Raw genomic sequence first — 24,926 nt, 5'->3', positions numbered from 1 at the left:
GGGAAAGAGTGCTCATCAATATGCAATATTTTCAATGCGGCTTAACTATGGATGCTGTGAATCGCTAGGAAAAAGTTTTTCTTCTAATGTTTTGCCGTGATTTAGCTGACGATATTGCCAGCGATTGGCACGGATACATTGCATGAGTTGTAAATCCATGCTGGGTTGTAGATCAGGATTATATTCCACGATAAACTCATTTTTTTGTGGATTGGTGACCTGTAAGACACCTTCAAGAGCGCTGAATTTAGCCATTGCCTCCGATGATGGACAGTTTTCCATTTGTAGAGTGATAAATCGCGAGGTAACTTGTTTCTCGTTGATTCTTAATTTCTCGGTTTGCAGAATGCCGTTTTCCAATAACAAAATTTCTTGGCACAACCGGTCAAGTTCGATCAAATTGTGGGAACTGATGATGAAGGTTGTTTCTGACGATTGTTCTGCAATAATTGATCGCACGGTTCGGGCATTGACAGGATCAAGTCCGGCAGTCGGTTCATCCAATAAGATCAATGCGGGTTTGCCGATTAGCGCTTGCGCGATCGCCGCCCGTTTAGCCATGCCATGACTGAGCGCCTGAGGTTTTTCATGTGCGGCATCTTTGAGTGCAAATATCTCTAAAACCCGACTGGCTTCCAGGTTTGCTTGTTGAGAAGAGAATCCTTGTAGGCGCGCATAAAAAACCAACTGCTCTATTAACGTGAAGCTCGGGTCTAGTCGGGCGTCCTGGGGCAATGCCGAGATTTTGCCAATGAGGTGCGTTGCACCAGGTGGGTGACCAAAGACCCGAACAGTTCCGGAAGTGGGATGTAAGAAACCAGCTAAGATATTCAGTAAAGTGGTTTTTCCGGCTCCATTAGGGCCTACCAAGCCGATAGGCTCGCCCGCATTCAGCTCAAAACTGACATCGGTGAGCGCAGCTTTGCCTGAATAAACATGGTTTAGCTGTTTGCATTGAATAATCCGTGAATTCACAATGCCTGCCTCAGCATTATCCAGCGCCCAATGGTTAACAAAAATAGGCTCTGCAGGAGAGGGATGTAAATCAATGACAGGGTTTGCCATCCTGGCAGCTGTGCCATATCAGATAACTGATAGCCAGGGATCAAACATCTTAGAAAAGCCAATGCAGGCAAATAGTAAGCCAAACTGTTGATAATTCCAGCCAGAAACATCCAGATCAGAATTGCCCACAGGATTGCTTGCCGGGCAGATTTAACTTGCGCGGATAGGGCAGCCATCATGGTTGTAAAAGGTAGAACGATCAAGATTAAGTTAAGAATTAGGATTGGAAAATCCGGCAATGCAAAAGTAAGAAGCGAAGCATCACGGGTCAAAGCAAGGATAAAGGTACTGAATGTGGCTGCACTGATCCATACTGCTTGAATCAGCATAGTGCCTATAAACCGGCCAAAGAATACACGGTCGCGGCTACTACGTATGACAATAAAGCGTAGCGTGCCACGTTCTCGATCAGAGCAGGTTTGATCGGCTGCGAGCAAGATGCTCAACATCGGGAATATCATTAGCGCAAAATGCCAAAATACACCGAATTCAGGGATGGGCCAATGCTGTATTGAACCAAAGCCAATCAAGTCAAAGAAACTGAATTCTGCCTGTAATTCTTTTTCCTGAACCAACAGCTCAGCAGCAAATCGTATTGGATACAGTAAAATGAAATACCAAACGACTACAAAGGTTACCAACGGCAATATACTTTTACGGGTAGCAAAACCTCTTTTGAGTTCAAATGCGCTGATGAGTATCAGATGATTGAAGAAATTTGGTTGCATTATTTTTTATATATTCCACTTGTAATCCAGTGCTTACCTTGATCGGGAATTCTAGCCATTTTACCTTGCTCACACCTATCAGCCGTAAATTTACCAAGACAAAACGCATTCCAGAATAAATTTAACTCCCCACTACGGCAGGCGGTGAGTATGGTTCGCACAAATCATAAATAATCATGTGAGATACTTGTACCGGTATCTATCAATTACAACCATCAACCAATTGAGAACGACTTATGACCACGTCTTATATGTACCAAACATCTGTACCGGTTTTCAAACAGCTATTGAACAGTTTAAGCGCTATTCTATCCAAAGCTGAAGCCTACGCAACCGAGAAAAAATTTGAGCCAGCCGTATTGTTAAATGCCAGACTATATCCTGATATGTTTCCCTTAATCCGCCAGGTGCAGGTCGCTGCTGATTTTGCCAAGAGCGTGTCGGCAAGGCTGGCAGGGATTGAAGTACCGGTGTATGAGGACAACGAACAAACTTTCGCCGATCTGCAAGCGCGAATAAGTAAGACTCGGTTATTTATCGAGAGCCTGACGCCTGCACAATTTGAAGGCAGCGAAACGCGTGAAATCGTGTTACGCCCGGGAACACCGAAAGAGAAAAAGCTGCTTGGCCACAATTATCTGACCAACTATGGTTTGCCGCAATTTTTCTTCCATGTCACCACCGTCTATGCAATTTTGCGGCACAATGGCTTGGAAGTTGGCAAGGGCGATTTTATGGGTACTTTTTAAGCCCGCTATTATCTTTGAAAAGAGTCAGTAAGCGAAATTTTTTTGATGGTACTATTGATGGGAATATAAGTCTTCTGTGCTTGAAAGTAGCGTGGATACTGGATCCGTGGCGGAGGCGGTGAGATTCGAACTCACGGTAGAGTCACCCCTACGGCAGTTTTCAAGACTGCTGCCTTAAACCGCTCGGCCACACCTCCCTTGCTTCAGGTGCGCATCATACCTTTTAGTGCCCTTTTTGGCTAGTTAATATGTGCTTATTTGCTGCTTCAATAAGTGATCGATGGAAGTAAGTTAGTTTATTCTTTATGATAGCCATTTCAGATTTACCTTACTTAAGGTGTGTGATTTTATGAGTTGGTATTGAGTTTTAGTTATTCAATTCATATCGGTTCATATCGGCATCGATAGGCATATTGATCGGGCTAATCCAACCTGCTGGGAATAAATGTATTTTGAAGAGCAACAAAAGTTTATGGTCAGATCCCGAAGTAGCCAATCTTGAGCGGGTACGTATCAGTACTAATCAAGATATGGTAGGGCGTATGCGCTGGGGGGGCATGTTTTATGTTCTTTGTTGTGGCGCTATCATTTTGACATCGCCCGTGTTGCGTACACAACCAACTGTTGTTATCTTCTTTGCGGCGTTTCTTACCTTAGCAATCATACGGTTAATAATTTATAAGCGAGCCGTCAATGCACAGTTAAGCAACCAATCACAGCTCGAGCGCACCATTGCAGCAGTCTATACTGCAACTTCCTTCATTTGGGGTGTTTTCCTGAGTTGGATTTTCTTATCGATTAGTGCAATCGATAATGGCGCAATCCTGGCGGTGATTTCTACAGTTGGCTTTATTGCGGGCGGTATTGCGGCAACTTCACCGCGTATCCGTCTCATGTTGGTTTTTGCGCTATTGGTTTATTTGCCGAGTGTGATCAGTCTTGTGTTATTCATTCCCGATGATAGCAGTTGGGTTATGCTGGTCATCGGGCTCGCTTATTTTGTATTTTCCGTGCATAACGGTAAGCTGCAACATGAAAATTATTGGATGGTAAGGCAGCAAGCGGTGTTGTTGGAAAAACAGGCAGTTGATTTGGAACAAGCGCGACTACAAGCGGAAAATGCCAATAAGGCAAAATCGGCTTTCCTGGCGGCAATGAGTCATGAAATTCGCACGCCGATGAACGGTGTACTCGGCATTACCGAGATCCTCGCGATGACCCCCCTGAATTCCGAACAAACCAATTATCTGGATGTCATTCGCAATTCCGGGCGGACCTTGCTGCGGATTATCGACGACATACTTGATTTCGCCAAAATAGAAGCGCACAAGTTGAATGTCGTCAATCGTGTATTCGATTTGCCCGGTTTGATTGATGAAGTGCATTCGCTGTTTCGCACCAAGGCAAAGGAAACCGCGGTAAATTTTGCCGTGCGTTTCGATTGCAGCTTACCGTGCAGACTGATCGGCGATCCTGATCGGATCAAGCAGATTTTATTTAATTTGCTTGGCAATGCTTTCAAATTTACCCAGCAGGGAGAAATTAAGTTATCGATAAATTGCACCGAGATTCCCGATCACAGCGGCATTGAACTGGAACTGACCGTGACGGATACCGGCATCGGGATTTCCACTGAGAATCAGGCGCGCTTATTTCAGGAGTTTTCACAAGTCGGCGAATCAACGCAGCATATACGCGGTACCGGTCTGGGTTTGGTCATTACCCGTAATTTGCTGGCGCTGATGGGCGGCTCGATTACCGTTTCCAGCGAAATCGGCAGAGGATCCACGTTCTGTGCGCGTATTCCGCTGCAATACGAAATGATCGATGCGGCAGCGAAACCAATCGAATTGGCTCAAATACAACCGCACACTCACGTAAACCGTCGTCCTCGCATTCTGGTGGTCGAAGACAATGACGTCAATCAATTAGTCAGCAAGGCAATGCTGGAACATTTGCATTGTGATGTGACGATGGCCGGTAACGGTGCGGAAGCAATCGATGCATTCATTTCACACGCTTTTGACCTGATTTTGATGGACTGCAACATGCCGGTCATGGATGGATTCGCGGCGACCCGGCGAATACGTGCGCTTGAACAACAGAAAAATTTAACACCCATTCCCATTGTGGCGCTGACAGCGCACGCGCTAGATCATATCAAACAGGAGTGTTTTGCTGCCGGCATGGATGGACATCTCAGTAAACCCTTTGATGTTGCGCAACTGGATAAGGTATTGCGGCAATTTTCTTCCATTCGTCTGACTTGAACAACGAGCACTGCGAGAATTCTTTCTGGATCGCAACAGAATTAGGGCTGACAGTGCGATAATACGCAAAGCTTAAACCAAGGTGGATAAGCCGGTAGCACCTAATAACTCATATTTTTGCGCAATAAATGACAATCTGGAAACCCAATGTGACGGTTGCAGCCGTTATTGAACAAAATGGCAAGTTTTTGCTGGTCGAAGAAGAACCGGAAGCGGGTTCCGGTTTGTTTATCAATCAACCGGCCGGGCATCTGGATCCGGGCGAATCGATTATTCAGGGAGCAATCAGGGAAACGCTGGAAGAAACTGCATATACTTTTGTACCCGAATTTCTGGTGGGAATTTATCACTGGCATTCGCAGCGCGTTGATACCACGTATATCCGCTTTGCATTCGGCGGGCGCGTAACGCACCACGATCCCGAGCGCGTGCTGGATACCGGTATCGTGCGGGCGGCCTGGTTTGGCTTGGATGAAGTGAATCAAATGAAGGATCGTCACCGCAGCCCGCTGGTTATGCAGTGTATTCGTGATCATTTGGCTGGGAAACGCTATCCGTTAGAATTGCTGACACACTATGAGTCGTGATGGAATGAAGAAATGCCGGGTAGTGGTCGGTATGTCGGGTGGGGTTGATTCGTCCGTGGCGGCTTACTTACTGAAGCAGCAGGGACATGACGTGACCGGCTTGTTCATGAAAAATTGGGAAGGCGACGATACCGACGAATATTGCTCTTCCCGGCAGGATTTTCTCGATGCGGTATCGGTTGCGGATGTCATCGATATTCCGCTTGAAGTGGTTAATTTTTCCGCTGAATACAAAGACCGGGTTTTTTCACATTTTCTTGCTGAATACCAAGTGGGACGAACGCCGAACCCTGACGTGCTCTGCAACGCCGAAATCAAGTTCAAGGCTTTTCTCGATCATGCACATAAACTGGGTGCGGACTATATCGCGACAGGGCATTACGCTCAGGTGCGCGAAGTGGATGGCGTGTTTCAGTTACTGAAGGGCGAAGACGGCACCAAAGATCAAAGTTATTTTTTGTATCGCCTGAATCAAACACAGCTGGCCAACACCTTATTTCCGGTCGGGCATCTTTATAAGCGTGAAGTGCGCCAGATTGCCCGTGAATTGAAACTGCCCAATTGCGCAAAAAAAGACAGTACGGGCATATGTTTCATCGGCGAACGTCCTTTCCGGGAGTTTCTCAACCGCTACCTGCCGCACGAACCGGGTGAAATTCAAACGCCGGATGGCAAAGTAGTCGGCCATCACGTGGGGTTGATGTATTACACCATCGGACAGCGGCAAGGATTGGGCATCGGCGGTACACGCAACGGCGGCGATGAGCCGTGGTTCGTATCCGCCAAGGATAGGGCACGGAATGTATTGATTGCCGTGCAAGGCCATGATCACCCCGATCTGCTCCGCCCATCACTAAAAGCCGCCGATCTGACATGGATCAGCGGGAAACAGCCGCATTGCAATTGGGTTTACGCCGCCAAAACGCGCTATCGCCAAGCAGACGCGCCTTGCGCCATCTCGCAATTAACCCGGAATCACTGTCAAGTAGACTTTGCACAGAATCAATGGGCGGTAACACCGGGGCAATCCGTTGTGATTTATGAAAGCAAAGTGTGTTTGGGTGGAGGAATTATCATTGCTGAGTGAACATATATGACTGCAATGCTTAGTTGCACTTAATAATTCTCACTGAGTTAAAATTTCATGAATTGCGAATTGTTCATAAGGCAAACATGCCGCAAAAACGCCGTAACATACGTTAAATTTCGATCAAAATGGAATTGCGCGGAAGATATTTAACGCGATGCGGATAGTTTGAATGGTTTTTAACGCAAGCTTCGCGCTTGACACGCAACAATAGTGAACCGCTGCCGCAGGTTGGATCGTACAGTTTGCGGATATTCTTGTTCTCACAAGCCACCAGCCTGACCAGCAGGGTGGAAACCGGTTGCGGGGTGTAGAATTCACCGGCTTTTTTACCCGCGCCGCTAGCAAATTCGCCGATCAGATATTCATACGCATCGCCCAGCACGTCCGCCGTGCCATCGGCCAGGTTGAAGTCGATCTTGTCCAAATCACCAGTACCTTGGCCACCAGCGCGTTTTTGGCTTTCTCGGTGGCGCCCAGCTTGGAAGAAGTTAAATCCAAATCTTCAAACAGATTGCTGAAATCATCCGCGCTATCGGTGCCCAGCGTGCTTTGCTCGATGTTTTTGAGGATGCGGGCAAGATCGGCCAGAATGAAGTTGTGGCTATCCCCCAGGTTTTCGCTATCCAGTTGGTTGTTGCCTTTCATCGCCACAGCATGAAAAAGCTCGGAAGGTTTCAGGAAGTAGCCCAGCTCATTGACCGCGGCATCGTGCACCGCTTGAACGATTTCGGCGCCGTCTTCGGTATGCTCATCCAGCTCGGCGTATTTGAGATGGTCGTCAGCCAGCAGGGAATCAGCATAACGCTCAACTTTCTCGGACAGATATTTGTAAAAAATGAATCCCAGAATGTAATCGCGGAATTCGTCGGCATTCATCTTGCCGCGCAGGGTGTTGGCGATGTTCCAAAGCTGTTGCTGAAGCTGGCGGCGCTGTTCTTCGGTCATTGCGTGGTTGTTTTGATGGTTTATCCGGTTGTGTAGCGTGCCATTATACGTTTATCTCCACATCACGGAACTGCTGCATCATGGTCCGGGCAAGTTGATGGATATCGGTTCCGTTATTCTGTTGCGGTTTCGCCAATTGTTTAATGATTTCACCTTGGCGGTGTTCTGCTACCTGGCCATAACTCAGGAAAGTGGTCATCACGCCTTCATGCCCCAGATTCTGGCTCCACGCTTTGAAATCTTCCGGCGATTTGCAAATCTTTTCGCCCAAATTGACCAAGGTAGCGTGGAAACTGTGCGGATTAAAGTAGGGCAGTCCGGCATTTTTGAATGCCTCCCGGAAAATATTGCGGATCGGCGCAGTTGTGCTCCAATGCTTCCGCTTCAGTCCGGTAACGCCAAACTGTTTATTTTCATTGACACCTACTTCCGTCATCGGAAACAACGGATCGTCATTTCCCCACAGTTTTTGCTCTTTCAGGTAATTCACCCAATCCGCCACGATCTGACGGATATCGTCGCCCACCGGGAAGAAATACGTGATAAAAGTTTTGCTGAATTTGGTGCTGACATCGCGCGCATCCTGAAACACACTGCCATCGATTAGATTGACATGCTTTAGCTTGATAGAAATCAATGCGCCATCCCGAGCGCCGGTCAGCAACGTGAATGCGATGAGTGCTTTGTTGCGGCGCTCGATGTCTGTTTGATCCGGCATCGATTGAATGACATGCTTGATTTGCTCAATGGTTGGAATGGACTTACCGCGTTTTGCAGTAGCAATGCGCATGTCTTTATTGGAGATATTGAAATACTCTGCATCGGAATATTGCAGGCGCGATTTATAACCCGGTTCCCTGGCTAACCATTCAAAAAACTTTTTCAGGTTTGCGCAAGTATGAATGCAACGTGGCTTTGCTCAGTTTCTTGCCGGTTTGCTGGTTGGTTTGCTCGGTCAAGTGCTTCTTGAAAGCGACGGCTTGCTGATGATGAAATGACCTGAAATCCTGGTATCTGTTGTATTCCTCGAAGCGGGCAATAGCCTTTGCTACACCGTCAATTGTTTGCTCGCTCTGGCGCAGCGCTTCTTTCAGAAAAGCAAAATATTTGTGTTTGATTCTTTCATTATCGGGATGGTGTCTGTGCATGGCTTTCAGTTCCTGTAAAGAAATCACAATTCACGGTAGGACTAGAACACGTTGTTAACTTGCTCCTAGTGAAAAGCTCAGTGAACATGGCATAACTTTTGAACGCCAAGCCAATGGTGATGGTGTTTATACGGTTAATATCATGGTTGATGGACAACGTATTCATCGTGCTATCGGGCGCGAATCTGATGGAACCACACGAACGCAGGCAGAGGAATTTATAGAGAAAGCTCGGCAAGATGCAAAACATAATCGCTTGTCGCTGCCCAAGGGTCGCAAGGTGGCCTTGTCTTTTCGTTCTGCAGCTGAAAAGTATCTCATAAAACTTGATGAGGAGGATGGTAAAGACTTAATCATGAAACGCCGTCGCTTTTCTTTGCATTTAGTGCCATTTTTTGGCGATATGCCTTTGTCAAAAATTAGCGGTTACGATATTGAGCGCTATAAGAAGAAACGGCTTCAGGAAATTGCCATTCGCGGCGGTGCTGCCAGAAAATCGCATAATAATTCCCAGGAGAAAACTACCAGTCCAGGTACTGTAAATCGCGAACTTGCGGCACTTTCTCATTTATTCAACAAAGCGATAGAGTGGAGCTGGATTGATCGCCGTCCAGCAACAATCAAACGCTTTAAAGAAGAGCAAGGGCGGATTACGTATTTATCAATTGATCAAATCAAGCATCTTATCGAATTCGCAAAACAAGATCAGAATGCGCAAATTTATCCATTTATTATCATTGGTCTTGAAACCTCGATGCGTCGCATGGAAATCTTGAGCATCCGACGTGAGCACATAAACTTGCAACAATGCACCATCTACATTCCAAAAGCGAAAGGCGGCTCCCGCTTGCAGCCGATAACCCAACATTTGGTTGAGTTTCTCGAAGGATATATGGCTGCGCTGCCGATAGGTAGCGAGTGGCTATTTCCTTCGGTTGCCGCAAAAGAAGGCCACACAGCGGATATTCGCAAACCATTCAGGCGTGTCGTAATTGCCGCAGGTTTGAATCCCGACGAAGTGGTGCGACATACCTTAAGGCATACCGCTATCACTCATTTGGTTCAGGCTGGTGTTGATTTGCCGACCGTCAAACGTATTTCGGGCCACAAGACTTTGATCATGGTAGAACGGTATGCACACCAGAACGGTGAGCATATCAAAGCTGCAATGGATAAGTTAGAAAACCGCTATAAAAAAATCGGATAAATCTCTGACAGAATTACACAGGAATTACACAAAGAAAATTAAATCAAGTTTCTTATCTATGATAATTACTTGATTTAATTGGTGGCCAAGGGCGGAATCGAACCACCGACACAAGGATTTTCAGTCCTCTGCTCTACCGACTGAGCTACTTGGCCATTTGGAAAGCAACAGTAATAACGGATCAATCCATTTACTGGCAGCTGTAATAGATATTCGATGAAATGAATGGCGCGCCCGGCAGGATTCGAACCCACGACCCCTTGGTTCGTAGCCAAGTACTCTATCCAACTGAGCTACGGGCGCTTGGTGCAATCTAATTACTTCCAGCTTGTTGTGTTTACGCAACCGGGAGATTATATCAGATTGAAGCAACTGCGGGATTCGAACTTATGCTTTTGCTGCTGTATTCGATACCTTCAAACTGTAATCGGCTAGGGCCGATTGTTTTTTTGCAAATCATCACAATCTCTTTGCGGGGGCGATGATCGTGTATTTGCTCAGTCTTGTCAAGATTAAACTGCATTCGCACTATCTCTTGCGTTATACATCTTCTTCCGGTTCCGGGTCTTCTTTGAATGGCACGTGTGTTGTCGCTGCAGAACTTGCTACGCTATTCACGCTGCCGGGGATTTTCGGTGTTTTACAATTCACATCGGCATTTTGCGCGCGATGGCGCAGGGCGTGATCCATCAATACCAGCGCCAGCATGGCTTCGACAATCGGCGTGGCGCGGATGCCGACGCAAGGATCATGGCGGCCATGGGTTTCGACGATAGCCGGATTGCCGTCTTTGTCGATCGAACGCCGCCCGAGGCGGATGCTGGAGGTCGGTTTGATGGCGACATGAGCGACGATATCTTGTCCGGTCGATATGCCGCCTAAAATGCCGCCTGCGTTGTTACTCAAGAAACCATCCGGTGTCATTTCATCGGAATGCTCGGTGCCCTTTTGTGTCACGCTGGCAAATCCGGTGCCGATTTCGACACCTTTTACCGCATTGATATTCATCATGGCGTAAGCAATTTCGGCATCAAGCCGGTCGTAGACCGGTTCACCCCAGCCCACCGGCACGCCTTGTGCGATTACACTAATTTTGGCACCGACCGAATCGCCAGATTTGCGCAACTGATCCATGAATTTTTCCAATTGTTCGGTATAGCTAGTGTCGGCAACGAAAAACGGATTCTGATCGATGTCTTCCCAGTGCTTGAAAGGAATTTGGATCGGACCGAGTTGCGCCATATAGCCGCGAATCACGATGCCGTATTTTTCCTGCAGCCATTTCTTTGCAATGGCGCCGGCGGCAACCCGGACGGCCGTTTCCCGTGCCGATGCGCGCCCGCCACCGCGGTAATCGCGGATGCCGTACTTTTGCCAGTAGGTATAGTCGGCGTGACCGGGACGGAATACATCCATGATTTTGCTGTAATCCTTACTGCGCTGATCCTCGTTGCGAATCAGCAAAGCGATCGGCGTGCCGGTGGTCCGGCCTTCGAACACACCTGATAGGATTTCCACGGTATCGGATTCGCGCCGCTGTGTGACATGCCGCGAGGTGCCCGGTTTGCGGCGGTCTAGTTCAAGCTGAATATCTTCGGTGCTGATGACCAAGCCCGGTGGGCAGCCATCGACAATACAGCCGATCGCAGGACCGTGCGATTCGCCGAATGAAGTGACGGTAAAAAGTGTGCCAAGTGTATTGCCAGACATACGATTGCTGTTTTTATATTAAAAAAGATTGTGCGAGTCTATCATACGTGCCCTTGTTTTTTGGCGATTTGCTGAGCACTCCGCAGTTGTGGCAATCCGGCACAAATTTGAGACGCATCAACAAGGAAATGCAATCGGCATGCTATACCTGCGTTAAAATGCGCTTTATTGCCCGGCGCATGCGAGTTTTCAATTATTGTCATAAAATTAACAGCAGGAGTTTGCATGAACACACCTCAAGTCAAGGAATTTCTTATCAATTTGCAGAACAGCATCGTCTCGGGGCTGGAACAGGTCGATGGCAAGATATTCAAGCGCGATCAATGGGATCGCCCGGAAGGCGGTGGCGGCATGAGCAGCGTTATTGAGGAAGGCAATGTGCTGGAGCGCGGCGGTGTCAATTTCTCGCATGTGTATGGTGCGGGATTACCGGCATCGGCAACCGCTGCGCGTCCCGAATTGGCAAGCCGGTCATTTGAAGCGATGGGGGTGTCGCTGGTGCTGCATCCGCGCAATCCGTACGCGCCGACCGTGCATATGAACGTGCGTTTCTTCGAGGCGCGCAAGGAGGGTGCGGAACCGGTGTGGTGGTTTGGCGGTGGCATGGATCTGACGCCGTATTACGGCTACGCGGAAGATGCGGTTCATTTTCATCAAACCTGCAAGAACGCATTGCAACCATTTGGCGATGATACTTATCCGCGTCTGAAGAAATGGTGCGACGACTATTTTTACTTAAAGCACCGCAAGGAACCGCGTGGTATCGGCGGCGTATTCTTCGACGATCTGAATCAACCCGATTTCGATACCTGCTTCAAACTCACACGCAATGTCGGCGAAAACTTTCTCAACGCGTACTGTCCGATTCTGGAACGCCGCAAGGATACGCCGTACGGTGAGCGCGAACGCGATTTTCAGGCGTACCGGCGCGGGCGCTACGTGGAATTCAATCTGGTGTGGGATCGCGGCACCTTGTTCGGATTGCAAACCGGCGGACGCACCGAATCGATCCTGATGTCGTTACCGCCCATCGTAAAATGGCGCTACGACTGGAAACCGGCGGCTGGCAGCGCGGAGGACAAACTGTACACGGATTTTCTGATCGGCAAGGATTGGGTGTAGTTTGCCGGTGAGCCAATTGTCGCTGAACAATCAAATTTTGCTGGGAGCGGTAACGGGCGCGCTGATCGGTTTCTGGTTCGCGCAACTCGGAGAGGAATCCGCGATCAGTCAGAACGGCTTGTACGTTGCAAAACTGGCCGGGACGTTGTTCACCGATCTGTTAAAGATGGTGCTGATACCGCTGGTTTTCACATCGATCGTCGCCGGTGTCGCAAATCTGCGTGCGCATCAGCAAATGAATCGTGTCTGGCAAGTTACGCTGATTTTCTTTATATCCACGATGGCGCTCGCCGTTGCGTTGGGGCTGGCAGCAGCCAATCTGTTCCAGCCGGGGCGTGAATTGCAGATCGCGATGTTTCAGGATGCCATGCAGAATTTTCAGGCAGCCCAGATGTCACTGCCCGAGTTTTTTGCACATTTCCTGCATTCATTGTTTCAGAATCCGGTCGCGGCACTGGCACAAGGAAATGTGCTGGCGGTGGTGATTTTTGCTTTATTGCTCGGCATCGCGCTGGTCGTGGGCGGCGAACGTTACCGCAATATCCTGACCTTGATGCAGGAATTTCTCGAATTGATTTTGATGCTGGTCGGTTGGATTATGCGCCTGGCACCGCTCGGTATCATGGCGCTGGTATTGCAGCTGGTGGCGACACAGGATACCGGCTTGTTGACCGTCATGATCAAATTTGTCGTGGTGGTATTAAGCACCACACTGCTGCATGGTGTGGTGGTGTTGCCCTTGATCCTGTATCTGATGACCGGTGTCACACCGTATAAATTCTGGCAAGGCGGGCGCGAAGCGCTGATTACCGCCATGGCCACCAGTTCGAGCGCCGCAACATTGCCCGTCACGCTGCGCTGTGCCGAACAGCATTTGCATGTCAAACGCGATGTCGCCGGATTTGTCATTCCCTTGGGCGCGACCATAAACATGGATGGTACGGCGCTCTACGAAGCGGTGGCGGCTCTGTTCGTCGCCAATTTGGTCGGTGTCGAACTCACCATACTGCAACAAATGATCGTATTCGTAACCGCGATGCTGGCGGCCATCGGTGCGCCGGGAATTCCCAGTGCCGGCATGGTTACGATGGTGATGGTGCTGCAATCGGTCGGCTTGCCGGCTGAAGCCATCGCGGTATTACTGCCGATCGACCGCATCCTCGATACGGTTCGCACCATGGTGAATGTGGAAGGTGATTTGGTGGGAAGCCTAGTAGTGCAGCATTGGATCAGGCGCAACTGATTCAATACGTGTGTTTGTCCCGATTTAGGGAAACGCTGATTAATTGACTGTACGAGCGAATCGATTCGTTGCGCGGTACTCACTCCCTCGCCTATCTTGTTGATATGTCTCGGTCGCTGCGCTCCGTGCGCCTATCGCTTCATCTCGTTCGCCGAATTAATCAGCGCTTCCTTAGGTTTAAATCAGATCGATATCGCGGAAACGCTGCTGTATTTCCAGCACCTTGTCGCCATTGCTGATCAACGCCTCGACACAATCACGATCCAATTTGGAATTGGACATTTGCCGCAGCATGGCAAACGCTTGCTCGTTGCTCCACGGCGCTTTGTACGAGCGGCGCGAGGTGAGTGCATCGAAGACATCGGCTACCGCGCTGATACGCGCTTCGATGGGGATTTCATCACCTTTCAAGCCATTCGGATAACCACTGCCATCGACCGCTTCATGGTGGAATTCGGCGATGTTGCGCAGGATATTGGTGTGACCGAATGCACCCAAACCGAAATCTTCCAGCACGGAATCGATAATTTCCCGGCCTTTCACCGGATGCGTCTTCATGACGTCGAATTCTGCCGAATCGAGCTTGCTCGGTTTGCGCAGGATAGTGTCCGGAATACCGATTTTTCCGACATCATGCATCGGTGAAAAGAGAAAAATATGCTCAATCTGCTCGTCGCTGATGGCGTAGCTTGGCGCAAGCTCGCGCGCGATCAGGCGGGCGTAGTGCGCAGTCCGGTCGATATGCGAACCGGTTTCGAGATCGCGGTAATGCGTCATGTTGCGTGCCGCGCGCACTGCGGCAAGCAAGGTGCGAATGGAGGTAAGCTCGTTGATCACCATCAGCGCGATCAGATGACCGTAGATATCGACTTGGCGCAGTGCTTGCGTATCGAAGGGATGTTCTTGCTGCGAATTGAAAAACAAAAAACCGACGAAAGTGCCACTTTGATACAGCGGCATGGTATAGCTGGATTTGTAACCTTTCGCGGCTATCCGTTTGGTGTGCTCGTGTGTGCCTTTGGCAAAAATATTCAGATCCTGCACCAGACGCGGGCGGCGATGCTCGATAATGGCGCGTAACGAGGGAGCAGCGCTGAGCGGCGCTTCGTACGTAGTCACCGGATTATTGCTACCTTCCATGCTGTGCGTGTACGTTTTGAGCATCTCGGTTTTTTCATCGTATAACGCAATCGCCAGACGATCGATGAAAGGAAAATCCTGCCGGATGATCTGATGCAGGAAACGCAGCTTCTCGGTCAACGGTAAATTTTCATGCAATTTTGCCAGAGTATCCTGGTGGGTAAAAAAATCTTCTTCCGATTGCATAAAATTCCTTCCGGCGAATGATGATGAAGGTAGCAACTGCCAATCCTGTGACGGATATTGCGGTTGAATAATAAATTCTCGCAGTATTTTAAACGATTTATCGTGAATCCGTGGTGTTGGTTTTTCATGAATATACCGATTGTTGCGCATTGCAAAAACGCGCTACGTGGCAAATTGCCGCGCGGCAATATGCCACATTCCAAAAACAAATCTTTCTTCCTACAATTTGTTCAGCGTGGTTATCCGAATCCGATTGGTATCGATGATCACGGTAAGAACAACCGATTATTTACTTTACCCGGCAGGAGGATGACAAGCGTGTTGCAACAGCGCGCGCTGACATAAACCCTATGAAAATACCGAAACGACTGGAGCCATTAATTGAAGAAGGTTTGATCGATAGCGTGATTTGCCAGCTCATGAGTGGCAAGGAAGCGATGATTTATATGGTGCGCAGCGGCGAACAAGTCCGTTGTGCGAAAGTGTACAAAGAAAGCAATAAATGTAATTTCCATCAGCGCGCCTGCTATACCGAAGGGCGCAGAATAAAAAACAGCCGCCGTGCCCGCGCAATGGAAAGCGGCAGCCATTATGGCCGCAGTGCGCGCGAAGAGGCTTGGCAGAGCACGGAGGTCAATATGCTGTGCCGCTTAGGAATGGCCGGTGTCCGGGTGCCGAAATTCTATAATTTTTTTGCCGGTGTGCTTCTAATGGAATTAATTACCGATGTGGAAGGCAATGTGGCGCCACGGTTGAGTGATTTGATTCTGACAGCGAAACAAGCGCGCACTTACCACAAGATCTTGATTCGACAAATAGTGAATATGTTGTGTACCGGCATCGTGCATGGCGATTTATCACCTTATAACGTGCTGGTTGACAGTCAAGGCCCGGTGATTATAGACCTGCCTCAGGCCGTAGATGCAGCAAGCAATTATCAAGCGCGCTCTATAATCAAACGGGACATCGATAATCTGACAGCATATTTAAGCCGTTTTGCACCAGAGTTAGCGCAATCGGATTACGCGAATGAAATATGGTCTTATTATCAGCATGGAAAGCTGCCACAGGCACGTTTAACTGGAACTGTTAAGCAACAAAGCAAACCCGTAAATGTCGGTAATGTCCTGCAAGTTATTAATACGGTTATTAAAAAAGAGATGGCTTGGCAACGACACAAGCAAACGCGATGGAACAATTATTTGTCGTAGTGCTAAATAAAATAGCTCCAGCCTGAAAGTTGCATCAGATGTTCATTGACCTACATATGCCAGCTTGTGCTATAATCCCCTACTTCTGACGCGGGGTGGAGCAGTCTGGCAGCTCGTCGGGCTCATAACCCGAAGGTCGTAGGTTCAAATCCTGCCCCCGCAACCCGCTTATCCTTGCTGAGAATCGCCGTTTCATGCGGCTTTTCAGCAAGCTCAGCTTTACGGGATGAACGTGCATTTAGGTTAACCATCTCGTTCTTGTCTGACAAATCCTCTTTCGAGGAAATTTCGTCAGCATTAGAATCTTCCTGCCAACCATGTTTTTGATCACCTGATTCGGTCATCATTTTGACTTGCTGCAACAAAGGATCGTTATCGCTAATCTTTTGGTGCTTTCCTGCCGCAACTGTCAAAATTCCGGCAAGGTCGCCATGCAGGTCGATGGCGTATTCTGTTCCTGACGCTTTGGGCGTTAGTACAATCTTATCAATAAGTCCTCTGAGCAGGTCTGCTGCTTCCGTTCTGGTTTCTTCCCTATTGAGAGAAACTCGTAGCGCTTCCACTTCTTTCTGATAGCGCTGAGACATGTTCGGATGCAGAAGCACTGGCGCTTCCTCTTTGCCTTCGAGATAGCTTTCCAGCTCTTCCCGGCGTTCAATGATCTTATTGAGCGCGTCTTTCACTTCCGATGCAGGTATCCCATTTTTAATGGCTTCTATAATTTTTTCCTTATCAGCAGCCAGCTTTTGCAGCTCTTTTTTATAACGATTTATCGCCGCATTTCGAGTCTGCCGCAGTTCATTGATATGCTTTGTGTATTCCTCACAAAATATTTTTACTAATTCTGGATTCATCAAGTGGTGCTGTAGCGCTTCCAAAATAGTGTGCTCCAGGCATTCCTGTTTGATGGTGAGCCGGTTGCTGCAAATACCTTTATTTCTGGCAGCAGAGCATCCATAGCGGTCAGCCGACACTTTGCTCATGCCGCTGCCGCAGCAGCCACATGTGAGAAGGTAAGAAAACAGGTTTCTGGGGCGTTGCTTGGCCCAGAACTGAGGTTTTTCATCCAGTGCTTTCTGGCGTATCTTGGCTTGCTCCCAAAGCTCCTGATCAATGATGCGTAAGTGAGGAACTTCGGTAATGATCCAATCCTCTTCTGAGTTTAGTCGGGCGACACGCTTACCTGTATCTGGATCTTTTAAGAATCTCTGCCGGTTCCATATTAATCGGCCTATATAGAGCTCATTATTAATTATTCCGGTGCCACGTCGTCTGTTCCCGTAAATTGTCGTTGCGCCCCAAGCTTTGCCAGAAGGGCATGGAATACCGCTTTTGTTAAGGTTTAACGCAATTTTCTTAGGCGAAACGCCAGCAGCGTAATCGCGGAATATTTGCTGCACAATTTCTGCTTCTTCCCTATTGATTTCCCGGTCTCCCCTGATCGCTTCGCCATGGGAGTCAAATTGTTTCACTACATTGTAGCCATAGCACAAGCCTCCGCCAGACTTGCCTTTTTCTACCCGTCCACTCAGCCCGCGATGGGTTTTGGCTGCCAAGTCTTTTAAAAACAAGGCATTCATCGTTCCCTTCAGTCCGATATGAATGTCGCTTACCTCACCGCCATCAGACAAGGTATGAATAGGAATTCCGACAAATTGAAGACGCTTGTATATGCCTGCAATGTCCTGCTGGTCTCTGCTTAAGCGATCCAACCCTTCAGCCAGAACAATATCAAACTTGCCAGCCATGGCATCTTGCATAAGCATCTGGACTCCAGGGCGCATCAGGCTCGCACCGCTAATACCATGATCGGTATAGGTATTAATTATCTTCCAGTTTTCATGCTTGGCCCGTTCACTGCAAATCCGGATTTGATCTTCAATCGAGGCATCGCTTTGAAGATCACTGCTATATCTGGCATAAATGGCAACTTTTTTCATATCAAGACTCCAAATCAGGCTTTTGTGTCAAAGACGTTGTGCATCTGAGATGGCGCTCGTAGTCTTGCTCGGCTGAACGCCGAGCAAGAAAGCGAACAACGTCAACAATCCGCGAGTCAATATTATGACTCGGTTTTCGGGTGGAACTCCACCCTTTACCATGCTTGGATTGTTGCTTGTTAGTCAATTTAAAAATCCTCTAGGAGATAGTGATTGAACGCACGTGCCTGCTGTTTTCATAAATATCAACTTTTAAGTAAATTGCTGCTATCAAGCACGGTTGATAAACAGAACAACAGGGCTATATTTTCATAATAAAACTTTAGTATTAACAAAATCTTAAGTTGTTCTATTGTCGGTTACTTATGTCACTGCGTGTAGTTTATGTCCTGTGCTTGATTTTGTTTCGGGGCTTGCTGGCGTTCAGCTCTCATGCGCTCCAATTCTTCCCTGGAACGCAGCGCGATTCTTCCGTTAATGGGTAACGCATTGAGCTGAAGCGATAATCCTCCTTCCTTGGTCGGCCACGCTGCGCCGATCTTGTGCCAGTGATTTTTATCATTGCTGCCTTCTTCAACGCTGTAGGCAATATGGCTGGGCAGCCTGGATTTATTTTCATCAGAACTATCACTCATGGTTCGATCTCCTGTTTAGAATGGTTGAAATGCACCTTCGCCAGCCCTTCATGGCTGGATAAGGCCTGTTCGCGCTCCATGTCATGCAGCGCGTTTTGCAGGATGTGTTCACCCTGCTTGATCTTTTTTTCTCGCTCGATTTCGATAGTGGACACCACGCAGGCCTGAATAGGCCCGCTAATGGTGTAATCCAACTGGGCATTTTTCCGCACACGCTCAGCACGAAGCTGGTCGAGCATAGCCTTGGTAATCACATTCATTACCCCCGCTTCAGGGAATAATGGCCGTAAATGCTGCTCCGGCCTGTTCTGACCAACGCTCCCACTCTTTACGAACGATCTTGACTTGTTGAGGCATCCATCCGGCCCCAAGTCCGTAGAATGTCAGTGCGCATCCCTTCAAATTAACTTCCGCTTTTGGCAAACTCTTTTTGCCTTGAAGCAATTGGTTTCCATCAACGTAAGATGAGGATTCCAGACCGTCCGTAATGACAAGAATCTGGCTGTTTTGAGTGCAATTGAACTCAGAGGTAAATTCCAGCCAGGCAATAAGGTTGGTGCTGGATTGAGAAGCCTCTTTTTGTTCAGGCAACGATTGAATATATTGCGCTACAATTCCCGCTATCTTGCTTGGCTTCAATCTCCTGGAAATTTCAAAGGTGGGATTGAGCAGATTCAGTGCGTCTTTACGAGAACCGAATGTCTTCACATGTACAACATCGCCGTCTTTTAATTTGTTGATTTCAGAAGACACATGTTGGCTCGCTATATGCGCAAAATTCTTATGCGATAGCAGCGGATTCGAAGCTGACAAATCAATGCCGATAGTCAATGTTTTTGCGTCTGCCGTGGACACAGCACAGATAAATAGGGTGCATATAAGAAGTTTTTTCATTTTCCTTTCTCCAAAAATTTTGGGTTCATTGCATTCATGATGTCTTGAGGACGAATGGCTTCGATTTTTGCTATATCTTTAGCCACTTGCTTGGGGTCGATTTTTCGATGAGATTCCTCGAAACGAAATTCAGATGAATATTGAGAATCCTGAAACCATTTCTTATGAGGAAGCAGAGCATCGGAAATGACGCTGATTACTTCATTAGTAATGATTGTGCGGATGTAATTGTCATCCCAGATGAGAAGATCGTTAATATCCGAATTTAGAGTGGAGTATTCTTTCTGCGCGTTTAAAATAGCCTGGTGATCTTTGATGGCGGTGCGGGCACGAGATAACCTGCCGAAAATGTCATGGATATTAATGGCAATCGTCGTCAGCAATTTATGTGCAATGAAAATATTGACTATGGCCAGCCCGCCAATACCAACTGAAAATGCCAAAACAGCTAGCGGATTCGTGACATGAACAAAGAGAGCATCAACCCATCCTTGCTCAATGGCCTCAGGCAGACTTCCGATCATGGCAGGTATATCACTATTCTGGATCATGCTGCCCAAGCCATCGGCAAAGAGGATGCAGGCAATCAAGAATCCCATTCCAAACAGGTAGGTCGGAATCAGAATTTCAACGCTCCGGTCGACGATTCTTACCGCCAAGTTATGTGGCTTGGCTTTGGCGAGAATGTGGAAGCCGATAATCATGGTGGCCGCTGTAAACCCCATCAGTGTGGGCGACCAATATTCGCTGTTTTCACCAGCCAGATAATCGAACACACGGTAAACAATTTCGTACTCGCTATAACCTACAACCGCTAAAGCGAGTCCTGCCAATAAGGTCACCAATATGAGAAGAGGCACTTTTGCAGCGGGTTCGATACGTCTTTCCCGTTCGGCTTCAATTCGCATCATCTCTTCTGGGGTAAATAATTTATCTTCATCTAATTCATTCATCTTTGCTCCTTTGTTTATTGATGAGTTCAAGATAGGGAAGGTCTATCGTCTGTGACTGTTCCGTATGCGGTGTCATGAGTCGCGTTGCAGCCGCATAGCCATCATTCCGAACGTTTTCTCGTTTTCTGATCAGCTCAGCTCGCTTTTCATTGACTCCGGCTTTTTGTTCGATAAAAGCCTGGTGCAGCGGAGCAAGAGAGGGATAGATCAAGTTTGAAACAGCCGCAGCGATACGTTCAATAGCCTGCGGTCTCTTTTGTGTTGGTGACATTTTTTGCATAATTACCTCCTGTTTTTGGGTGATTGATTGTTAAGAAATGGAATAATGTTTTCATCTTTGATTTCATGAGCTTTTAATCGATTGATCTATGTTTGCGATCAAAAGCCTTGCGGGTAATCTTGCGCCAGAAGATTTCTTTATGATCGGGATCGGCGGCATATTTCCAAACCGGCAATGCCTTGAAATAAGGCTCATTCTTAAGCTTGAGCGCTCGCATTCCTGCTCTGGTGACAATGAGGTTGCCACTGTCCGGGCTCAAGAAACGTTTGATCTGATCGGCATCCATGACAGCGACTTCTCGGTAGTTTTTTCGACCTGAATATGGGTCAGTGGTGACATGAGATTTTCTGCCAAGCGTCTGCGCCAGATAATCAGCTGTGTCGTTATGATTGGTTGCCATCCAAAACACGGCATCTGCTTCACCGGAAAATGTCGCCCAGGATTTCGGATAAACTTTTTTCATGAGCTCAATATTCTGCGAAATACCGAGTACGGTTTGCCCGTAACTTCTCGCAACAGCCAGCATGACCTCGAATGTTTCGTTGTAACCCTGACTAGGCAATTCATCTACAATAGTCAGGCATTGACCGTTCTTTTCCCGTATATATTCGAAGGTATAAGCTGTCATGTTTGTGAGCAGGCGGCACAGCGGAGCGAGTTCTTCGCGGATGGATAGAACAGGAGCTGTCAGGGAAAATACGACATCATTCCGGGTTTTCAGGTCGCTGAGTGGGAGGCTTGTGCTGCGAAGCACATCACGAACGGCTGGAATGTCCAGCCACTTGGTTTGCTCCAGCAACGTTGAACGGATATTTCCTCCAGTTTCTCCGCTCGCGTTTGCCAGTGCGGCTGCGGCTCCAGCAATAGCACCATCAAAAGCAGGGTTATTAAGCATAGCGCGAAGCAGGAGCTGCTGAGCTTCTCCAGGTGTCGTTTCTTCTTTTCCAGTTTTTGGATCGAAAACACGATAACCATTGACCTGTAAGCTTCGTATGTAAGGCAGGTTGTGCTCTTCATCCGGATGGTAGCTGATTACATGAAGAATGACACCGACAAGAAAACCGCGTGCGGTATCAGAAAAATACGGTGTTCTGGAACCGCTTGGCGTGATGACCAATGCCTGGGCAATGCGCATGGCCCAGAGAACTGCAGCTTGGTCGCCATCACGTTCCATTGCTGTCTTAATGCAATCAATGGTATTAAAGCAGGCGCTGCTGGTTGCATTTGAAATACCGTATGGATCGAGTACATACCAAGTTCGCCAGTCATGTTCAAAAAGGGCGTTGGTGATTTGCGCCTTCGGGTCTATGACAAAAACGCTATTGCACCATGTGGAAAGTATCGTTATAAGCGCCGTTGTCTTACCAGCAGCGGTCATGGCATACATGAAAATGTGCCGTACAACTTCAATCCCAACAGGCTGAAGTAATCCAAATCCCCAAGCAAAGGCTCTGCCAAGCAGGATATGGCCGGGTTTATAAAGAAGCGTAAGCGTATTGAGTGCGTTGGAAAACCCGCCCGTAGCCCGATTTCCCATCTGAAAGGTACGCTCGATCCAGATTCGAATGTCATTCCAGATGATCATGAGTGACCGCCATGGAAGTCTGGGCCAAAGACGGTAATAATCCGGATGGTAGATACCAATCTTCCTGGAGAAAAGTATTAAAACCGTGCGAGTAGCAAATAACGCTACTAAACAAAATCCTACATAAGAAATTAAAATAGAAATGGCTTCTTCATTCGTTAGAAAGCCAATTGCATACAATATATATAGAGCATAAAGCTCGCTAAAACTCATCGGTAATGACCTCTACTGCTACCGAAACCAAAGGCTCTTTTTGTGATTTCAAAGCAAATTCTGAATGCCCATGACCAAATGACAGTTGCGATCATGCCTGACAGGACTGTATGCAGAGCCGGATCAAGCATTTCAATTTGATACTCGAATAGACTGAGCAGAAAATTCAGCGCAATTTGTCCAGGCTCTAAAAATATTTCAGCGTTATTCATTCTCTAGTTTCTCCGTAATGATTTGCGTGAATTCATTCTCTGGAAATTATAGGTTTCAGATAAAATCACCCTCCTCGTGACAACCTCGCATGAGTGCTTTCAGTGAGTTGTTCTTGAAGAAAAGGAGATAAAGAACGAATGAAAAGAGATACTTATACCCCTCGCCAGATTGCTTTATTACGCGCCGAAATTCTCGCTGTTTATAACAGAGCAAAAAGCGAACTTGGAGGTAACGTGTCCTGGAGCACTCTTGCTACATGGATTGAGGAGGCATATGAGAACCTGGCAGATGAGGAGCGCAATTCGATTGAGGCACCTTACAGAGATATAAAAACCATTGATTTCGGGGAACACGATAACTTTCGGAAATTTTGTGTAGGTGACCACAAAGAAATGAAGCCAGAGAGATTAATCGCTTTAGATATTTGGCTAACAGAAAAAGATAATCGTTGGTCGTTGTTAACTACTGAAAAACTATGGGGAGTTAATGATTATTCCAAAGTGGCGTCTTGTCTCGAAGGCTTTCTATTTGAAAATAACTCAGAATGTCCGGCTTTAAATTCTGATAATTTATATGGCGAATACACGGGGAGTTATTGTGGTTGTGAGATAAATCAGAAGCTTTCAGAAATCAGCCTAAAAATTGATAGCTCATCAAATCCTCATGTTGCGATTGCTACAGTTTTTACAAAAGGCAATCTGAAAGAAGGTAAGTTGATCGATAGAAAAAGCTATAAATTTACTCTTGAACGTGATGACAGTTTATCTGGATGGATTGTAATGTCACCAGAAGACAATTTGATTTGTTATCTGAAAGATATGAAAAGCGGTAGCAACCATATTTATTATCTTATCGCAATCAACGACACTGTTTTTGACGGAGCAAAAGCCAATTGCCTTCTTTTTTTGGATAGACAGATTCCTTCGGAAATTAATGAGAAAGTTATGTCATCAGATTTGCCCGATTATCTGGTTGATTGGGCGAAGAAAAATGAGTGCAACCTGCTGAAATTCATTAGAAATAATTGATATTGTTGACTTGAGTATCGTGAATCTGTTAGAGGCTGGAAAGGATTTGAATACCAAAATATGGAATACACATGCTAAACAGATAATTGAAGGATCATCTGTTTCATTAGCAACCTTGGTTAAAAAAGGTGGCTCATATCTTATTGAGAGAAGACCTAGACGAGGCTTTATTTCAATGAATGAGCCCTTAGATAATTTTTCTCTATATATGAGGAATCTTGTCAGCGAACTGAAGAATGTACGGTACCAGAAGGGCGAAGAGATTCATAAAGCCATGAAAGATGTTCTTGACGAAACCATCGATTCACTGATCAGGCGGACAAGAGGTTTGGCTGAGAAATATGCTGCCGCTCAAGAGGAAAATGTATCGCCATTAGTACAAAGGGAACAGAAGCTTCTCGATTTGGGGCTCGCCTTTTTTGAAGCTGCTGGATATAACGATGTTCCCTTTGGGGAGGCATATATCGAAGCTGGCTTGCCAGTAAACTTCCAGCATCCTGTCAGTGGAAAAACAGCTTTGCATGAGACTTGTGCGCATGCTGTCCATCCTGATTTTGGCTATATGTTATTAGAAGCTGAAGACTGTGATTTTTTAATACGTGATAAGAGAGGCCGTCTGCCTTATCAAGACGCGTATATGTTTTGTCGCAGTGTTGATTTGGCTGATAAGATTAGGCAGAAAACACTTGAACAAGCAGCCGAGAGAAACGTCAAGGTAAGTTTTGATTTTGAGGTGTGAGATCATCGGGACAGATTATCTCAGGATTGATTTATTACTCTTGCA

Annotated in this window: 24 protein-coding genes, 4 tRNA genes and 2 pseudogenes; 12 read left to right on the top strand and 18 right to left on the bottom strand. The window is 47.2% G+C overall.

From position 1 onward, the window contains the following. Positions 1-45: 45 nt before the first annotated feature. Both HRU78_09205 and HRU78_09200 read right to left on the bottom strand, forming a co-directional pair. On the bottom strand, positions 46-975 hold the full coding sequence (locus tag HRU78_09205) for an ABC transporter ATP-binding protein (GenBank protein QOJ24995.1): 930 nt from the start codon (positions 973-975) through the stop codon (positions 46-48). Beyond that, positions 972-1,793 (bottom strand): ABC transporter permease subunit, encoded by an 822-nt coding sequence (locus HRU78_09200; protein QOJ23803.1) that lies wholly within the window; start codon positions 1,791-1,793, stop codon positions 972-974. The genes HRU78_09205 and HRU78_09200 overlap by 4 nt, the downstream gene beginning before the upstream one ends. 236 nt (positions 1,794-2,029) lie before the next feature. Here HRU78_09200 and HRU78_09195 point away from each other — a divergent pair, with 236 nt between their 5' ends. Beyond that, on the top strand, positions 2,030-2,542 hold the full coding sequence (locus tag HRU78_09195; protein QOJ23802.1) for a DUF1993 domain-containing protein: 513 nt from the start codon (positions 2,030-2,032) through the stop codon (positions 2,540-2,542). A gap of 107 nt (positions 2,543-2,649) precedes the next feature. Here HRU78_09195 and HRU78_09190 read toward each other — a convergent pair. Further along, positions 2,650-2,739, bottom strand: a tRNA-Ser gene (locus tag HRU78_09190). 255 nt (positions 2,740-2,994) lie between these two features. On the opposite strand from HRU78_09190, the gene HRU78_09185 reads away from it, so the two are divergent. From HRU78_09185 to mnmA, 3 genes are all read left to right on the top strand, one after another. Further along, the gene (locus tag HRU78_09185) at positions 2,995-4,812 is read left to right on the top strand and encodes a response regulator (GenBank protein ID QOJ23801.1); all 1,818 of its coding nucleotides are present in this window, start codon (positions 2,995-2,997) and stop codon (positions 4,810-4,812) included. Between the two features lie 128 nt (positions 4,813-4,940). Continuing rightward, positions 4,941-5,399 carry an NUDIX hydrolase gene (locus HRU78_09180; protein QOJ23800.1) on the top strand — a complete coding sequence of 153 codons (459 nt, stop codon included), beginning with the start codon at positions 4,941-4,943 and terminating at the stop codon, positions 5,397-5,399. A 4-nt stretch (positions 5,400-5,403) separates the two neighbouring features. Further along, entirely contained in the window at positions 5,404-6,486 is a 1,083-nt protein-coding gene (gene mnmA, locus HRU78_09175) for a tRNA 2-thiouridine(34) synthase MnmA (GenBank protein QOJ24994.1), read from the top strand. A gap of 112 nt (positions 6,487-6,598) precedes the next feature. Here mnmA and HRU78_09170 read toward each other — a convergent pair. Beyond that, positions 6,599-7,434, bottom strand: a pseudogene (locus HRU78_09170) (N-6 DNA methylase). Positions 7,435-7,477: 43 nt separating this feature from the next. Further along, positions 7,478-8,582, bottom strand: a pseudogene (locus HRU78_09165) (site-specific integrase). A gap of 142 nt (positions 8,583-8,724) precedes the next feature. On the opposite strand from HRU78_09165, the gene HRU78_09160 reads away from it, so the two are divergent. Beyond that, the gene (locus tag HRU78_09160; GenBank protein QOJ23799.1) at positions 8,725-9,789 is read left to right on the top strand and encodes a site-specific integrase; all 1,065 of its coding nucleotides are present in this window, start codon (positions 8,725-8,727) and stop codon (positions 9,787-9,789) included. Between the two features lie 79 nt (positions 9,790-9,868). Here the strand turns inward: HRU78_09160 and HRU78_09155 are convergent. The 4 genes from HRU78_09155 to HRU78_09140 form a co-directional block, all read right to left on the bottom strand. Beyond that, positions 9,869-9,944, bottom strand: a tRNA-Phe gene (locus tag HRU78_09155). Positions 9,945-10,015: 71 nt separating this feature from the next. Continuing rightward, positions 10,016-10,092: transfer RNA gene (locus tag HRU78_09150), tRNA-Arg, on the bottom strand. A gap of 237 nt (positions 10,093-10,329) precedes the next feature. Further along, positions 10,330-11,499, bottom strand: coding sequence for a chorismate synthase (gene aroC / locus HRU78_09145; GenBank protein QOJ23798.1), 1,170 nt, complete (start codon positions 11,497-11,499; stop codon positions 10,330-10,332). 41 nt (positions 11,500-11,540) lie between these two features. After that, positions 11,541-11,726, bottom strand: a complete 186-nt coding sequence (locus HRU78_09140) for a hypothetical protein (GenBank protein QOJ23797.1) — start codon at positions 11,724-11,726, stop codon at positions 11,541-11,543. Between HRU78_09140 and hemF the strand changes: the two genes are divergently transcribed. Further along, positions 11,725-12,621 (top strand): oxygen-dependent coproporphyrinogen oxidase, encoded by an 897-nt coding sequence (hemF, locus tag HRU78_09135; GenBank protein QOJ23796.1) that lies wholly within the window; start codon positions 11,725-11,727, stop codon positions 12,619-12,621. The two genes, HRU78_09140 and hemF, sit on opposite strands and share 2 nt — an antisense overlap. A 7-nt stretch (positions 12,622-12,628) precedes the next feature. After that, on the top strand, positions 12,629-13,864 hold the full coding sequence (locus tag HRU78_09130; GenBank protein ID QOJ23795.1) for a dicarboxylate/amino acid:cation symporter: 1,236 nt from the start codon (positions 12,629-12,631) through the stop codon (positions 13,862-13,864). 177 nt (positions 13,865-14,041) lie between these two features. Here the strand turns inward: HRU78_09130 and HRU78_09125 are convergent, their stop codons facing one another. Beyond that, the gene (locus HRU78_09125) at positions 14,042-15,190 is read right to left on the bottom strand and encodes an HD domain-containing protein (GenBank protein ID QOJ23794.1); all 1,149 of its coding nucleotides are present in this window, start codon (positions 15,188-15,190) and stop codon (positions 14,042-14,044) included. A gap of 126 nt (positions 15,191-15,316) precedes the next feature. Here HRU78_09125 and HRU78_09120 point away from each other — a divergent pair, with 126 nt between their 5' ends. The 3 genes from HRU78_09120 (at position 15,317) to HRU78_09110 (ending at position 16,564) form a co-directional block, all read left to right on the top strand. Then, on the top strand, positions 15,317-15,535 hold the full coding sequence (locus HRU78_09120; GenBank protein ID QOJ23793.1) for a hypothetical protein: 219 nt from the start codon (positions 15,317-15,319) through the stop codon (positions 15,533-15,535). 5 nt (positions 15,536-15,540) lie between these two features. Next, entirely contained in the window at positions 15,541-16,401 is an 861-nt protein-coding gene (locus tag HRU78_09115) for a serine protein kinase RIO (protein ID QOJ23792.1), read from the top strand. An 89-nt stretch (positions 16,402-16,490) separates the two neighbouring features. Further along, positions 16,491-16,564: transfer RNA gene (locus HRU78_09110), tRNA-Met, on the top strand. Here the strand turns inward: HRU78_09110 and HRU78_09105 are convergent. The 8 genes from HRU78_09105 to HRU78_09070 form a co-directional block, all read right to left on the bottom strand. Further along, positions 16,524-18,341, bottom strand: a complete 1,818-nt coding sequence (locus HRU78_09105; GenBank protein ID QOJ24993.1) for a recombinase family protein — start codon at positions 18,339-18,341, stop codon at positions 16,524-16,526. The two genes, HRU78_09110 and HRU78_09105, sit on opposite strands and share 41 nt — an antisense overlap. Before the next feature lie 368 nt (positions 18,342-18,709). Further along, positions 18,710-18,976: a hypothetical protein gene (locus tag HRU78_09100; protein ID QOJ23791.1), complete on the bottom strand. Its 267-nt coding sequence runs from the start codon at positions 18,974-18,976 to the stop codon at positions 18,710-18,712. Further along, complete coding sequence (locus tag HRU78_09095; protein ID QOJ23790.1) at positions 18,973-19,236, bottom strand: hypothetical protein; 264 nt, start codon at positions 19,234-19,236, stop codon at positions 18,973-18,975. The genes HRU78_09100 and HRU78_09095 overlap by 4 nt, the downstream gene beginning before the upstream one ends. 10 nt (positions 19,237-19,246) lie before the next feature. Further along, a complete protein-coding gene (locus HRU78_09090; protein QOJ23789.1) occupies positions 19,247-19,870 on the bottom strand; it encodes a hypothetical protein in 624 nt (207 codons plus the stop codon). Next, positions 19,867-20,823, bottom strand: coding sequence for a hypothetical protein (locus tag HRU78_09085; protein QOJ23788.1), 957 nt, complete (start codon positions 20,821-20,823; stop codon positions 19,867-19,869). The genes HRU78_09090 and HRU78_09085 overlap by 4 nt, the downstream gene beginning before the upstream one ends. Further along, positions 20,816-21,103: a hypothetical protein gene (locus HRU78_09080; GenBank protein QOJ23787.1), complete on the bottom strand. Its 288-nt coding sequence runs from the start codon at positions 21,101-21,103 to the stop codon at positions 20,816-20,818. Before HRU78_09080 ends, HRU78_09085 begins: the two co-directional genes overlap by 8 nt. Positions 21,104-21,176: 73 nt before the next feature. Beyond that, positions 21,177-22,901: a type IV secretory system conjugative DNA transfer family protein gene (locus HRU78_09075; protein QOJ23786.1), complete on the bottom strand. Its 1,725-nt coding sequence runs from the start codon at positions 22,899-22,901 to the stop codon at positions 21,177-21,179. Next, on the bottom strand, positions 22,898-23,113 hold the full coding sequence (locus HRU78_09070; protein ID QOJ23785.1) for a hypothetical protein: 216 nt from the start codon (positions 23,111-23,113) through the stop codon (positions 22,898-22,900). The genes HRU78_09075 and HRU78_09070 overlap by 4 nt, the downstream gene beginning before the upstream one ends. 138 nt (positions 23,114-23,251) lie before the next feature. Between HRU78_09070 and HRU78_09065 the strand changes: the two genes are divergently transcribed. Together HRU78_09065 and HRU78_09060 are read left to right on the top strand one after the other, a co-directional pair. Further along, positions 23,252-24,142 (top strand): hypothetical protein, encoded by an 891-nt coding sequence (locus HRU78_09065; GenBank protein ID QOJ23784.1) that lies wholly within the window; start codon positions 23,252-23,254, stop codon positions 24,140-24,142. A gap of 46 nt (positions 24,143-24,188) precedes the next feature. After that, entirely contained in the window at positions 24,189-24,881 is a 693-nt protein-coding gene (locus HRU78_09060) for a hypothetical protein (GenBank protein ID QOJ23783.1), read from the top strand. Positions 24,882-24,926 lie beyond the last annotated feature (45 nt).

The sequence above is a fragment of the Gammaproteobacteria bacterium genome, assembly GCA_015709635.1.
Lineage (GTDB): Bacteria > Pseudomonadota > Gammaproteobacteria > Burkholderiales > Nitrosomonadaceae > Nitrosomonas.
This window is presented reverse-complemented; position numbering and strand designations above follow the sequence as displayed.